This is a genomic window from Paenirhodobacter populi (assembly GCF_004022215.1).
Taxonomy (GTDB): Bacteria; Pseudomonadota; Alphaproteobacteria; order Rhodobacterales; family Rhodobacteraceae; genus Rhodobacter; species Rhodobacter populi.
In genome coordinates this window covers 125,883-138,913 of the sequence record NZ_SAUZ01000011.1, presented here as the reverse complement: position 1 = coordinate 138,913, position 13,031 = coordinate 125,883, and the positions used below count along the sequence as shown (strand labels likewise).

The window sequence follows — 13,031 nt, the reverse complement described above, 5'->3', positions numbered from 1 at the left end:
GTTATCCGGCGCCGAACATGTCCCCAACAAAAGTCACGAGATCGGGCAACTTGCGCAGCCGCATTCCGCCGCCCCCTTCGACCTTGGTTCCCCGGGGCGCGATCGCCTGTGTGAAACCAAGTTTCGCCGCCTCTTTCAACCTGTTTTCCGCCTGACCGACCGGCCGAAGCGCGGCAGAGAGCGAGATTTCTCCGAAAATCACCATATCGGCGGGCAGGGCAACGTCCTCGCGCGCGCTCAGCAGCGCCGCCGCCGCCGCCAGATCGGCGGCCGGTTCGCTGACCTTCATGCCCCCCGCGACGTTCAGAAAGACGTCGAGCCCGGTGAAGGGAATCCCGCAGCGGCTTTCGAGCACGGCAAGGATCGTCGAGATCCGCCCCGAGTCGAGCCCCACCACCGTCCGCCGGGGCGAGGCCAATGTCGAGGGCGCGACCAGCGCCTGGATTTCCGTCAGCACCGGGCGCGTGCCCTCGATCCCCGCGAAGACGGCCGATCCCGGCGCCGCCTCGCCGCGTTCGGACAGGAACAGGGCGGAGGGATTGGCGACCTCGGCCAGCCCCGCGCCGGTCATTTCAAACACGCCGATCTCCGAGGCCGGGCCGAAGCGGTTCTTCACCGCGCGCAGGATGCGGAACTGGTGGCCGCGCTCGCCCTCGAAATAAAGCACCGTATCGACCATGTGTTCGACCACGCGCGGCCCGGCAAGCTGGCCTTCCTTGGTGACATGGCCGACGAGGACGACGGACACCCCGCGGGTCTTGGCGAAGGTCACCAGTTCATGCGCGGCGGCGCGGACCTGACTGACCGAGCCGGGCGCGGCCTCGACCATATCCGCCCAGACGGTCTGGATCGAATCGATCACCACGAGATCGGGGCGTTCGCTGTCCATCGTCGTCAGGATGTCGCGCAGGTTGGTTTCCGCGCCCAGACCCACCGGCGCATCCGCCAGCCCCAGCCTGCGGGCGCGCATCCGCACCTGCTCGGCCGCTTCCTCGCCCGAGATGTAGAGGCATTTCAACCCTTTGCGGGCGAAGGCCGCGACGGCCTGCAACAGCAGCGTGGATTTGCCGATCCCCGGATCGCCGCCCACGAGGATCGCCGAGGCGGGCACCAGCCCGCCGCCCAGCACCCGGTCGAATTCCGCCATGCCCGACAGCGCGCGGGGCGGTGGTGTTTCCTGCGTCGCCAGCGTCGTCAGCGTGATGACCTTGCCCTTCGCCGCGCCGAGCGTGCGGCTGGCGGGGCCGGCGCTGAGCGGCGCCTCCTCGACGATCGTGTTCCAGGCGCCGCAGGCATCGCAGCGCCCCGACCATTTGCGATGGACGGCGCCGCAGGCGGAACAGATGAACTGGGCGGATGTCTTGGCCATCGTCTGCTTTCGGCTGTCTGCCCCTGTGAGCGGGTGCGGAGTGGGGCGCTGCCCCACACCCCGGGATATTTATGGAAACACGAAAACAGGCATTGCTTTCATCTTTCTCTAAATATCCCGGGGGTGAGCCCGGAACGGGCGAGGGGGCTGGCCCCCTGCGCGGCTTACCTCAGCGCGGTGATCGGACCCTTGGCGCGCCCGTGAATGAACTGGTCCACGTAAGGGTCGTCTGTCGTGTCCATCTCGGCCACCGTGCCGTGCCAGTGGACGCGGCCTTCATGCAGCATCGCCACCTTGTCGGCGATCGCCCGGACCGAGATCATGTCATGCGTGATGGTGATCGCCGTCGCGCCCATTTCGGTGACGATCGAGCGGATCAGATCGTTGATCACCCCCGCCATGATCGGGTCGAGCCCCGTCGTCGGCTCGTCGAAGAAGATCACCGCCGGATCGGTGGCGATGGCGCGGGCAAGGCCGACGCGCTTTTGCATGCCGCCCGACAGCTCGGCCGGGTAAAGGTCCGCGACCTCGGGGCCCAGACCGACGCGGCGCAATTTGTCGAGCGCGATGGCGCGCGCCTCGTCCTTCGGCCGGCGGGTCGAGCCGCGCAGCAGGCGGAAGCCGACATTCTGCCAGACCGTCATGCTGTCGAACAGCGCGCCGCCCTGAAACAACATGCCGAAGCGGGCAAGGAAGGCCTCGCGTTCCGCGCCGTCCACGGGCTTGCCGTCGATCCGGATCTTTCCGCCGTCGGGCCGGACCAGCCCGAGCACGCATTTCAGCAGCACCGATTTGCCGGTGCCCGAACCGCCGATCACCACAAGGCTTTCGCCCTTGGCCACCTTCAGGTTCACATCCCGCAGGACGACCTTCTTGCCGAAGGATTTCTTCAGGCCCTCGATCTCGATCATGAGGAGAAGAACACCTCCGTCAGCAGATAGTTGGTGGCGAGGATCAGCACCGAGGCGGCGACCACAGCGGTTTTCGTCGCCCGGCCCACGCCCTGCGCGCCGCGATCCGAATTCATCCCGTAGTAGCAGCCCATCACCGCGATGACGAAGCCGAAAACCGCACCTTTGACGAGGCCCGATCCCACGTCCCAGAATTCCAGATAGGCCCAGGTGTTCTTGAGATAGGTGGCCGAGTTGAAGCCGAGCCGTTCCGTCCCCACGAGCCAGCCGCCCATGATGCCGATGATGTCGCCGATGCCGACAAGGAACGGCACCGAGACGACGGCCGCCAGCACCCGCGGCACCGCAAGGTATTTCGTCGGATCGGTGGACAGGGTGACCAGCGCGTCGACCTGCTCCGTCACCTTCATCGTGCCGATTTCCGCCGCGATGGACGATGCCACCCGCGCCGCGACCATCAGCCCGCCCAGAACCGGGCCAAGCTCGCGCGTCATGCCGATGGCGACGATCGACGGCACCACCGATTCCGCCGAGAACCGCGCCCCGCCCGCATAGATCTGCAGCGCCAGCGCCGCGCCGGTGAACACCGCCGTCAGCCCGACGACCGGCAGCGACAGCCAACCGATCTGCAGCACCGATTGCAGGAATTCCCGCCAGTAGAAGGGCGGGCGGACCAGATGCGACAGGATGTTCAGCGCGAAAAGCGCGATGCTGCCCGCACCCGCCAGCCCGTCGAGCACGAAGCGCCCGATCGTGGCGAAAAATCGTCCGATCACGAAGCACCCCCGACATAGTGACGTTCATAGCGATGGCCGAGCGAGGTCATCACCTCATAGCCGATGGTGCCGATCACCTCGCCCACGGCATCGACGCCCTGACGCGGCCCGAGCAGGTCGAATTCCCGCGGCGTGTCGTCCAGATGGGTGATGTCGACGGTGATCAGGTCCATCGAGACGCGGCCGATCACCGGGCAGGGCACGTCGCCGAACCAGACCTGCGCGGCATTGCCGAGCCGGCGCGACAGGCCGTCGGCGTAGCCAGCGGCGACGGTGGCGACGCGGCTCGGCACTTCGGCCGTCCAGGCGGCGGAATAGCCGACCGTCTCGCCCGGATGCACGTCGCGCACTTGCAACACCGGCAGGGTCAGGGTGACGACGGGCTTCGCCTCGGCGAAGGGCAGACCGCCATACATGCCCATGCCGGGGCGCGTCACGTCGAAATGGTAGTCCTTGCCCAGCAGGATCCCCCCCGTCGCCGCCAGAGAACGGGGAACATTCATCCCCTCGGTCATGCGGCGGAATTCGGTGAGCTGCGCGAGGTTCGCCGGATGTTCGGGCGTGTCGGCGCAGAACAGATGGCTCATGATCAGCTTCGGCCCGGCATGGAGCACGGCGGGCGCGGCCTTGAACCAGTCGTCGGCCTCGAACCCCAGACGGTTCATCCCGGTGTCGAGCTGGATGCCGAAGGGCTTGCCCGGCAGCGCCTCGAAATGGCGGTTGAGCTGTTCGGGCGAATTCAGCAGCGGGATCAGGTTCAGATCACCGATCATGTCGCTGTCGCCCGCCGCATGGCCGCCGAAGATATAGATCTCGGGCGCCTCACCCACGGCCTGCCGGATGTCGGCGCCTTCCTCGGCGCAGGCGACGAAGAACTTGCGGCAGCCCGCCCGCGCCAGCACCGGCGCCACGCGCGCGGCGCCCAGGCTGTAGCTGTCCGCCTTGACGACGGCGCCCGATTCCGTTTGCGGGCCGCTCAGCGCGTCGAGGGCGCGCCAGTTCGAAAGGATGGCATCGAGGTCGATGCGGAGGGATGCAGTAGCCATGAGCGATTTCTTGGACTTGGGGAGGGGAAGGTCAAGCACATTCGGGGGGAGGGGGCGGGGTCAGAACCCGTCCGGACCATCCCCCTGCCAGGCTTTGGCGAGATCGGAGAAGCGGGTGAAGCGGCTTTCAAACGCCAACTCGACGGTGCCGATCGGCCCGTGGCGCTGCTTGCCGAGGATCACTTCGGCCTTGCCGTGGACACGTTCGGCCTTCTGCATCCATTCGGCGAATTTCGGGTCGTCTTCCTGCGGTTTCATCCGTTCATGGTAATATTCGTCGCGGTAGACGAACATCACAACATCGGCATCCTGCTCGATCGAGCCGGATTCGCGCAGGTCCGACAGCTGCGGGCGCTTGTCCTCGCGGCTCTCGACGGTCCGCGACAGCTGCGACAGCGCGACCACGGGGATGTTCAGTTCCTTGGCGATCGCCTTGAGGCCCATCGAGATCTCGCCGATTTCCTGCACGCGGTTGTCGGTCCGCCCGGTGCCGCGCAGCAGTTGCAGGTAGTCGACGAACACCACGTCCAGCCCATGCGTGCGCTTCAGCCGGCGGCAGCGCGCGGCCACCTGACTGATCGGCAGGGCGGGCGTGTCGTCGATGTAAAGCGGGCAGGTTTCGAGCGCCTTCGCCGCCTCGACGAAGCGGCGGAACTCGCCCTCGGTCATGTCGCCGCGGCGGATCTGTTCCGAGGGCACCTCGGACGCCTCCGACAGGACGCGCGCCGCCAATTGCTCCGCCGACATTTCGAGCGAGAAGAACCCGACGACGCCGCCTTCGACCGCGCCCTCGGTCCCGTCATGGCGCAGGCCGCGCTTGTAGGCCTTGGCGATGTTGAAGGCGATGTTGGTGGCAAGCGAGGTCTTCCCCATCGACGGACGCCCCGCAAGGATCAGAAGGTCCGAAGGATGCAGCCCGCCGAGCTTCTTGTTCAGATCGGTCAGCCCGGTGGAGACACCGGCGAGCCCGCCCTCGCGCTGATAGGCGGCGTTGGCGGAATGCACCGCCTCGGTCACCGCCTTGAGGAAGCTGACGAAGCCCTTTTCCGCGGTGCCGGTTTCGGCCAGCTTGTAGAGCGCGCCTTCGGTCCGCACGATCAGCTCGTCGGGTTCCAGCCCCACCTCGACCTTCTGCGCGGCCGAGGACAGGTCCTTCCCCAGCCGGATCAACTCACGCCGCAGCGCGAGGTCATGGATCATCTGCGCATAGTCGCGCGCCGCGTAGGACGAAATCGCCGCCCCCGCCAGCCGCGCGAGATAGGCCGCGCCGCCAAGCGCCTGAAGCCCCTGATCGTCCTCAAGGTAAGCCTTGATCGTCACCGGCGAGGCCAGCGCGTTCTTCTGGATCCGCGCGATCGCGGTTTCAAAGATCGTGCGGTGGACGGGTTCGAAGAAATGCTCGGGCTTCACCACCGCGGCGATGCGGTCGTAAATGTCGTTGTTGGTCAGAATCGCGCCCAGCAGCTGTTGCTCGGCCTCGATGTTGTGGGGCAGGGCGTCGCCCTCGGGCTCGGCGGGGGTGTCCTGCGCGTCGCGGATCGCGGTCGTTTCGTTCATCTCTGCCTCATGCCATGAGGCGCCCGGATAACCGATCAGGACAGAAATCCCAACGGGGAAATCTTTGTGGATAACCGGCCCTTTCGGGCGTCACTTGCGGCTTTTCTTGTGGTTGTCTGGCGCAATCCTACCACGGATTGCGATGCGGTGCGAGGCCCGCCGAGTCGCGGACAGGTTGATCCACAACCTGTCCACAGGGTTGTCCCCGGAAATCACTTCTTGCGGGCGTCCTGCCAGGCGCGGGGCGCTTCGAGGAAGGCGCCGACCTCGTTCAGGGTCTTGTCGTCGAAGGCGCCCTGGGCACGGGCCTCGGCCAGAACGTCCCACCAGGTGCAGAGGTAATGCAGCTCGACCCCGTGGTCCTGCAGCTTGCCGACCGTTTCCGGGAAGATGCCGTAGTAGAAGATCACCGCCGTATGGGCGCAGCTGGCCCCCGTCTCGCGGATCGCATCGACGAAGCTGAGCTTCGAGCCGCCATCGGTCGTCAGATCCTCGACCAGCAGCACCCGCTGGCCTTCGGTCATGGCGCCCTCGATCCGGGCGTTGCGACCGTAGCCCTTGGGTTTCTTGCGCACATAGGTCATCGGCAGCGCCAGCCGTTCCGCGACCATCGCGGCGAAGGGGATGCCCGCCGTCTCGCCGCCGGCGATGTTGTCGAAGGCCTCGAAGCCCGCCTCGCGCAGCACCGTCACCGACAGGAAATCCATCAGCGTCGAACGGATGCGCGGGTAGGAGATCAGCTTGCGGCAGTCGATATAGGTCGGGCTCGGCAGGCCGGAGGCAAGGATGAAGGGGTCCTCGGCGTTGAAATGCACCGCCTTGATTTCCAGAAGCATCCGCGCCGTCAGGCGGGCGATCTCTTCCTTGGTGGGGTAGGAACTGGGGATCATGGATCAGCCTTTCACATGCCAGTAGACCGGGAAGCCCGGATCGAAGACGGTGACCGGCCCCGCGCCGGTGACGATCTTTGCGGGCCATTCGGCGGGGGTATCGGTCTTTTCAAGCACCAGCGTGCCCGCGTTCACCGGCAGCCGATAGAAGGCGGGGCCGTTCTCGGACGCGAATTTCGCGAGGTTCTCGAGCTTGCCCTCGCGCTCGAACACATGGGCGAGGAGCGCCATCGTGTTCGTCGCGGTGAAGCAGCCCGCGCAGCCGCAGGCGCATTCCTTGGCGGGGTCCGCATGGGGGGCCGAGTCGGTGCCGAGGAAGAAATGCCCGTCGCCAGAGGTCGCCGCGGCGACCAGCGCCAGACGGTGTTCTTCGCGCTTCGCCACGGGCAGGCAGTAGTAATGCGGCTTGATCCCGCCGACGAGGATATGGTTGCGGTTGATGATCAGGTGATGGGTGGTGATCGTCGCCCCCATGTCGTCGCCCTGCGCGGCCACGTAATCCACGCCGTTCTTGGTGGTGACATGTTCCATCACCACGCGCAGCCCCGGCGTGCGGCGGCGCAGCGGGTCCAGCACGGTGTCGATGAACACCGCCTCGCGGTCGAAGATGTCCACGGCCGGATCGGTGACCTCGCCATGCACGCAGAGCGGCAGGCCGATCTCGGCCATCTTTTCCAGAACCCCCGCGACCCGCGCGAAATCGCGCACGCCCGAGGCGGAATTGGTCGTGGCCCCCGCCGGATAGAGCTTCACCGCCTTCACCAGACCCGAGGCATGGGCGGCGGCCACATCGGCGGGGTCCGTCTCCTCGGTCAGATAGAGCGTCATCAGCGGGGTGAAATCCGCGCCCTCGGGCAGGGCGGCAAGGATGCGGTCGCGGTAGGCGGCGGCCTCGGCGCCGGTGACGACCGGCGGCACGAGATTTGGCATGATGATCGCGCGGGCGAAATGGCGCGTGGTTTCCGGCACGATGCCTTGCAGCATGGCGCCGTCGCGCAGATGCAGGTGCCAGTCGTCGGGGCGGGGAACGGTGATCTGGGTCATGCGTTTCGCCTACACCGGGACGGGGTGCGAATCCAGTGGGCCCGTTGCGGATTCAGGCCGGATTCCGGCCGGGGGATTGTCGCCGCCCGCGGCATTTGGCAATCTGGCCCGACCCGGAAGTGGAGATCTGTCATGAAAGCCGTCCTGTCGCCCGTCATCGCCTTTGCCTTGTTGGCCGGATGCAACGATCCGGGGTTCCGCGGCAGCAGCGCCGTGCGCGTCGCCTCGGCCGATGAGGTCGGTGCCTGCCGGTTCATCGAGAACGTTTCCGTCAAGCCAAGCGTCTATGGCCCGATTCTCGGCGATCAGGGGGTGAAATATTCGCGCAACCAGCTGCTGGAAAGCGCGCGGCGCGACGGCGCGAATACCGTGGTCTTCGATCAGGTCGATCCGGGGGCGGCGGTCTATGTGGTTTCGGCCAAGGCTTATGCCTGCTGACCTTGGCATGATTTCGGCGCATATCCGACATGCGCAATGCGCATTGGATATGGCAGCGAAGCTGACGCATCCTGAGAACGTGGGAGGAACCTGACCCGACGTTTGATCTCAGGAGGTTTCGACGATGTTCACGACACTATCGACTTCTGAAGACAAGACTGCGCGGCTGGATTTCGCGGCGCGGATGAGCGGTGTTTTCGGACGAAAGCCCGACCGCGAACCGCAGTTGCGGGAAATCGACCGGCTTTCGGCGCTGAGCGATGCGGAACTGGCGCAGATGGGGCTGAGGCGCGGCGGTATCGCCGGGTCGGTTCTGGGCAACCGCTTCTGTTACTGAGAACGGACTTGTTATTGAGAACGGGTTTCAAAGCCCGGATCCGGGGTGCGAACGGATGGCGGGCAGGGGGCCAGCCCCCTCGCGCGTTCCGCGCTCACCCCCGGGATATTTATGGAAACACGAAAAGAAGAAGGGGCGTTCGGGGATCCTGAAATGCGTGAAGGCCTGAGCGGGCGCGGGGCGGGCTTGGTTCGCGGGTCCCGCGGCGCTATAGCGGGGTGAGAGATCCTTGCCGGAACCACGCCCTTGAATGCCGAAGATCTGACCCTTGTCTTTCCGCTGAGACCCGGCGCCGGCAGCCTGATGGCGCGGATCCTGAGCTTTTCCGCCCGCATGTTCCTGCCCGGCGGGGTGCGGATCGTGGCCATCGCGCCGCTTCACGCCACGCCGCCGGCGCCAGAGACGCTCGATTTCCTCGACGAGATGGAGGTCGAGCGACGCGCGATCCCCACGCCCCTGCTGTTTCGGCACAATATCGGGGCGCTGCTGAAGGTCGATGCGGCCGCGGCGGAATATGACACGGGCCGGGTGCTGCTGCTGAACCCCAACTGCCTGTTCCTGCAACGGACCGATCTGGCGGATCTGCCCGATCCGGCGGGCGGGTTTTCGGCGTGCCGCACCTTTCGCCGGACCCTGTTCGAGGGCGACACCGCCCGCGCGCTGACCACATTCGCGGCCCGACGGTTCGGCATTCCCGTGGCGGCCGACGGCGATGGCGTCGGTTTCGAGACCTGCAATTCCGGCGTGGTGCTGTTTTCGCGCGGCGCGGCGCTGCGCGGCCAATGGGGGCGGGTGGCGGCGGAATTCCTTGCCGCGAAGATCGGCGGCGATGACGTGCCGGCGGAGGCCGATCAGCTTGCGCTTGGCGTATTGGCGGCGCGGGCGGGTGCGGGGTTCACCCGGCTTCCGCCGCATTACAACATGCTGGCGCGCGATGCGGGGCACGCGACGCTTGCGCAGTATTTCAGCCTTGCCGAACTGATCCGCAGCCCCCGCCTGCGCGAGGTGCTGCTGTCGCTGGCCGAGGCGGCGGATGAACGCGGGCTCAACCTTCTGGGGGAGATCGAGCCGCGAGATATCCGCCAGCTTGCCCGTCCCTGAACTGCGCCGCCGATCTTGCGGAAATCGCCGAAAATTTCGTCGCTGTGGAAGATTCGCCTTGGCAACGGCGGAGTCCGAGTATTCACTATCCCGTGTCGCGCGGGACGCAGGGAACCATGACCGAAAGCCAGTCGCAGGAAAAGCCGCCGGAAAATCAGGGTGATGCCGCATCGCGCCGGGCGGTGGTGTTGCAGGAGGTGCAGCCCGCGCTCCTTGGGCTGATGGACGGTTCGGTGTCCACGCTGGCGCCGATCTTCGCGGCGGCGGGCATCGCCTCGACCACCTTTTCCGCCTTTCTCGTCGGGCTCGCGGCCTCGCTCGGGGCCGGGATCTCGATGGGGCTGTCCGAGGCGCTGTCGGACGACGGATCCATCACCGGGCGCGGCCGGCCGGTCAAGCGCGGCGCGATCACCGGGGGGGCGACGGCGCTTGGCGGGATGCTGCACACGCTGCCCTTCCTGATCCCGGATCGCGATACGGCGCTGAACATCGCCTATGCGGTCGTGGTGGTCGAACTGATCGCCATCGCCTGGATCCGCCACCGTTTCATGGGCGGAAAGCTGGGCAAGACCATCGTTCAGGTTATCTTCGGTGGTGCCATCGTTTTCATGATCGGGGTCTGGCTGGGCCAGATGGGGGCCAGCAGTTAACCCCCCGGTCGCAATCAGGAGTCCTTCCCATGAAACTGAACGTGATCCTTACCAGCACGCGCCCGGGACGCAACGGCAAGCCCGTGGCGGACTGGTTCACCGACTTTGCCCGCCAGAACGCGGCGGGATTCGACATCGAATTCACCGATCTGGCCGAGGTCGCGCTGCCGATCATCGACGAACCGAACCACCCCAAGGCGAAGAAATACCAGCACGAGCACACGAAGAAATGGAGCGCGATCGTCGACAGTTCGGACGCCTTCGTCTTCGTGCTGCCGGAATACAACTACACCATGCCGCCGGCCTTCGTGAACGCGGTGGATTACCTCTACAGCGAATGGAACTACAAGCCCGCGGGCTTCGTCAGCTATGGCGGCGTCTCGGGGGGGCTGCGGTCGGTGCAGACGGCCAAGACGCTGCTGACCACGCTCAACGTCATGCCGATCAACGAACAGGTGACGATCCCGATGGTCTTCAATCATCTGGCGGACGGCAAGTTCAATGCCGAAAAGGTGCATGAAGACAGCGCGAAGCTGATGATCAGCGAGCTTGCGCGTTGGGCCTCGGCTCTGGCCGTGCTGCGCTGACGCAGCGATGCGCTTGCGCCCCGGATCGGGGCGGGCATAACCGTGACGGCGCGCCCCCTGCGGGCGCGTCTTTGGTTTCAGGAGGAAAGACATGACGGATATCAATGCGATCCGCACCATCGCGGTGATCGGCACCGGCACCATCGGCGCAAGCTGGACGGCGCTGTTCCTGGGCGCGGGCAAGGCGGTGCGCGCCTCGGACCCGGCGCCGGGCGCGGAGGAGCGTCTGCGCGCTGCGGTCGGGCAGGCATGGCCGTCGCTCGAGGTGCTCGGGCGTCATGGCGATCAGACCGCGGAAGAGGCGCTGGCCCGGCTGACCTTCCACGCCGATCCGGCCGAGGCGGCGACGGGCGCCGATTTCGTGCAGGAAAACGCCCCCGAACGGATCGAGATTAAGCGCGACACCTATGCCAAACTCGAATCGGCACTGCGCGACGATGTGATCATCGCCTCTTCGACCTCGGGCATCATGCCGAGCGAATTGCAGGCCGGGATGACGCATCCAGAACGGCTGGTCGTCGGGCATCCGTTCAACCCACCGCATCTGGTGCCGCTGGTGGAGATCGTGCCGGGCGGGCAGACCTCGGAACAGGTGGTGGAGGATGCGACGGCCTTCTACCGCGCCATCGGCAAGACCCCGGTGCGGCTGCACAAGGAAGTCACCGGCCATATCGCCAACCGGCTGCAGGGCGCGATCCTGCGCGAGGCGGTCTATCTGGCGCTGGAGGGCGTGGCCTCGGTCAAGGACATCGACCTCGCGCTGGCCGAAGGGCCGGGGCAGCGCTGGTCGATCATGGGGCAATGCGCGGTGTTCAACCTTGCGGGCGGCATCGGCGGTATGGCGCATTTCCTCGAACATCTCGGCCCGGCGGTGCAGGACTGGTGGGACGATCTGGGGGCGCCGAAGCTGGACGACCGGGCGAAGAAGGTGCTGATCGACGCCTTTCCGAAGATGGACGAGGACAGCTTCAAGGCCGCGCTCGACCACCGCGATCATGCGCTGCTGCGCCGGCTGAAGGCGCTGGCGGAAGACAAGCTCGACTGATCCGCAAAAGGCCTCGCCTCCCGTTTCCGCCGCGCTAGAGTGTGGGGGAGGAAACGGGAGGACGGAATGAACGAGGATGCGCCCCTCAAGGGGCTTCGTGTGGTGGAGCTTGCGCGGATTCTGGCGGGGCCGTGGATCGGGCAGACGCTGGCCGATCTGGGGGCGGAGGTGATCAAGGTCGAGGCGCCCGAGGGCGACGACACCCGCCGCTGGGGTCCGCCCTTCATCGACAGGCCGCGCCCGGATGGGACGACGGAACGTGTGGCGGCCTATTTCCACGCGGCGAACCGGGGCAAGACCTCGGTCCTGTGCGATTTCTCAAACCCGGAAGATTTGAGCAATCTCAAGGCACTAATCGCCAAAGCTGATGTTCTGGTCGAGAATTTCAAGGTCGGTGGTCTCAGGCGCTACGGGCTGGACTACGCAAGCCTTTCGGCGCGGCATCCGGGGCTGGTCTATGTCTCGGTCACCGGTTTCGGGCAGACGGGGCCGCGCGCGGCGCAGCCGGGATATGACTTTCTGATCCAAGGGTTGTGCGGGATCATGGATCTGACGGGTGAACCGGATGGCCCGCCGGAAAAGATCGGTGTTGCGTGGATCGACATCCTGACCGGGCTTTACGGCGTGATCGGGGTGCAGGCGGCGCTGGCGGAACGGGCGCGCTCGGGCCTCGGGCAGCATGTCGATCTGTCGCTCTTCGATTGCGGGGTGGGCGCGCTTGCCAATCAGGCGATGAACTACCTGCTGGGCGGGCGGGTGCCGCATCGGATGGGGAATGCGCATCCCTCGATCGTGCCCTATTCGGTCTTTCCGGCTTCTGACGGCCATTTCATCATCGCCTGCGGAAATGATCGACAGTTCAGGGATTTGTGCGCCCTTCTTCAGATGGAAGAAGCGGATGACCCGGCTTTCGCCACCAATCCCGCGCGGGTGCTCAACCGAGACGAGATCTGCGCCCGCATCGCCGCCCGCACCGCGCTGCGCCCGAAGGCCGAGCTGATCGCCGCGATGGAGGCCGCGGGCGTTCCGGGCGGGCCGATCAACGATCTGGCCGAGGCGCTGGCCGATCCGCAGGTGACGGCGCGCGGCATGCGCATCGCGCCCGAGGGGATCGCCGCGCTGCGCACGCCCATCCGCTTTTCGCGCAGCCCGCTGGCGACCGGAACGGCGGCGCCCGCGCTTGGCGCCGGTCGATGGGCCTTTCGTGCCGACTGACGTTGGGGCAGGATCGGGGCTTTTCCGCCGCCCCGCTCTGTGGCAGGGTCGCGCCGACACGACAG

General features: G+C 66.3%; 14 protein-coding genes. 7 read left to right on the top strand and 7 right to left on the bottom strand.

Going from position 1 to position 13,031, the window contains the following annotated elements; translation table 11 throughout:
• Position 1: 1 nt before the first annotated feature.
• From radA to pyrC, 7 genes are all read right to left on the bottom strand, one after another.
• Positions 2–1,369: a DNA repair protein RadA gene (gene radA / locus D2T30_RS10800; RefSeq protein WP_128208881.1), complete on the bottom strand. Its 1,368-nt coding sequence runs from the start codon at positions 1,367–1,369 to the stop codon at positions 2–4.
• Between the two features lie 164 nt (positions 1,370–1,533).
• Complete coding sequence (locus D2T30_RS10795; protein WP_128182490.1) at positions 1,534–2,280, bottom strand: ABC transporter ATP-binding protein; 747 nt, start codon at positions 2,278–2,280, stop codon at positions 1,534–1,536.
• Positions 2,277–3,056 carry an MlaE family ABC transporter permease gene (locus D2T30_RS10790; protein WP_128182488.1) on the bottom strand — a complete coding sequence of 260 codons (780 nt, stop codon included), beginning with the start codon at positions 3,054–3,056 and terminating at the stop codon, positions 2,277–2,279. The genes D2T30_RS10795 and D2T30_RS10790 overlap by 4 nt, the downstream gene beginning before the upstream one ends.
• Positions 3,053–4,102, bottom strand: coding sequence for an alanine racemase (gene alr, locus D2T30_RS10785; protein WP_128208880.1), 1,050 nt, complete (start codon positions 4,100–4,102; stop codon positions 3,053–3,055). The genes D2T30_RS10790 and alr overlap by 4 nt, the downstream gene beginning before the upstream one ends.
• A 60-nt stretch (positions 4,103–4,162) precedes the next feature.
• Positions 4,163–5,659, bottom strand: coding sequence for a replicative DNA helicase (locus tag D2T30_RS10780; protein WP_128208879.1), 1,497 nt, complete (start codon positions 5,657–5,659; stop codon positions 4,163–4,165).
• Positions 5,660–5,871: 212 nt separating this feature from the next.
• The gene (locus tag D2T30_RS10775; protein WP_128208878.1) at positions 5,872–6,549 is read right to left on the bottom strand and encodes an orotate phosphoribosyltransferase; all 678 of its coding nucleotides are present in this window, start codon (positions 6,547–6,549) and stop codon (positions 5,872–5,874) included.
• Positions 6,550–6,552: 3 nt separating this feature from the next.
• Positions 6,553–7,593, bottom strand: coding sequence for a dihydroorotase (pyrC, locus tag D2T30_RS10770; protein ID WP_128208877.1), 1,041 nt, complete (start codon positions 7,591–7,593; stop codon positions 6,553–6,555).
• Positions 7,594–7,725: 132 nt separating this feature from the next.
• On the opposite strand from pyrC, the gene D2T30_RS10765 reads away from it, so the two are divergent.
• The 7 genes from D2T30_RS10765 (at position 7,726) to D2T30_RS10735 (ending at position 12,966) form a co-directional block, all read left to right on the top strand.
• Positions 7,726–8,031: a hypothetical protein gene (locus tag D2T30_RS10765; protein ID WP_128182478.1), complete on the top strand. Its 306-nt coding sequence runs from the start codon at positions 7,726–7,728 to the stop codon at positions 8,029–8,031.
• A 124-nt stretch (positions 8,032–8,155) separates the two neighbouring features.
• Entirely contained in the window at positions 8,156–8,368 is a 213-nt protein-coding gene (locus tag D2T30_RS10760) for a hypothetical protein (protein WP_128208876.1), read from the top strand.
• 246 nt (positions 8,369–8,614) lie between these two features.
• On the top strand, positions 8,615–9,469 hold the full coding sequence (locus tag D2T30_RS10755) for a hypothetical protein (RefSeq protein WP_128208875.1): 855 nt from the start codon (positions 8,615–8,617) through the stop codon (positions 9,467–9,469).
• A gap of 116 nt (positions 9,470–9,585) precedes the next feature.
• Positions 9,586–10,119 (top strand): VIT1/CCC1 transporter family protein, encoded by a 534-nt coding sequence (locus tag D2T30_RS10750; RefSeq protein ID WP_206612914.1) that lies wholly within the window; start codon positions 9,586–9,588, stop codon positions 10,117–10,119.
• 29 nt (positions 10,120–10,148) lie between these two features.
• A complete protein-coding gene (locus D2T30_RS10745; protein WP_128208874.1) occupies positions 10,149–10,706 on the top strand; it encodes an NADPH-dependent FMN reductase in 558 nt (185 codons plus the stop codon).
• Positions 10,707–10,797: 91 nt separating this feature from the next.
• Positions 10,798–11,751 carry a 3-hydroxyacyl-CoA dehydrogenase NAD-binding domain-containing protein gene (locus D2T30_RS10740; protein WP_128208873.1) on the top strand — a complete coding sequence of 318 codons (954 nt, stop codon included), beginning with the start codon at positions 10,798–10,800 and terminating at the stop codon, positions 11,749–11,751.
• Between the two features lie 66 nt (positions 11,752–11,817).
• Positions 11,818–12,966, top strand: coding sequence for a CaiB/BaiF CoA transferase family protein (locus D2T30_RS10735; protein WP_128208872.1), 1,149 nt, complete (start codon positions 11,818–11,820; stop codon positions 12,964–12,966).
• Positions 12,967–13,031: the final 65 nt, after the last annotated feature.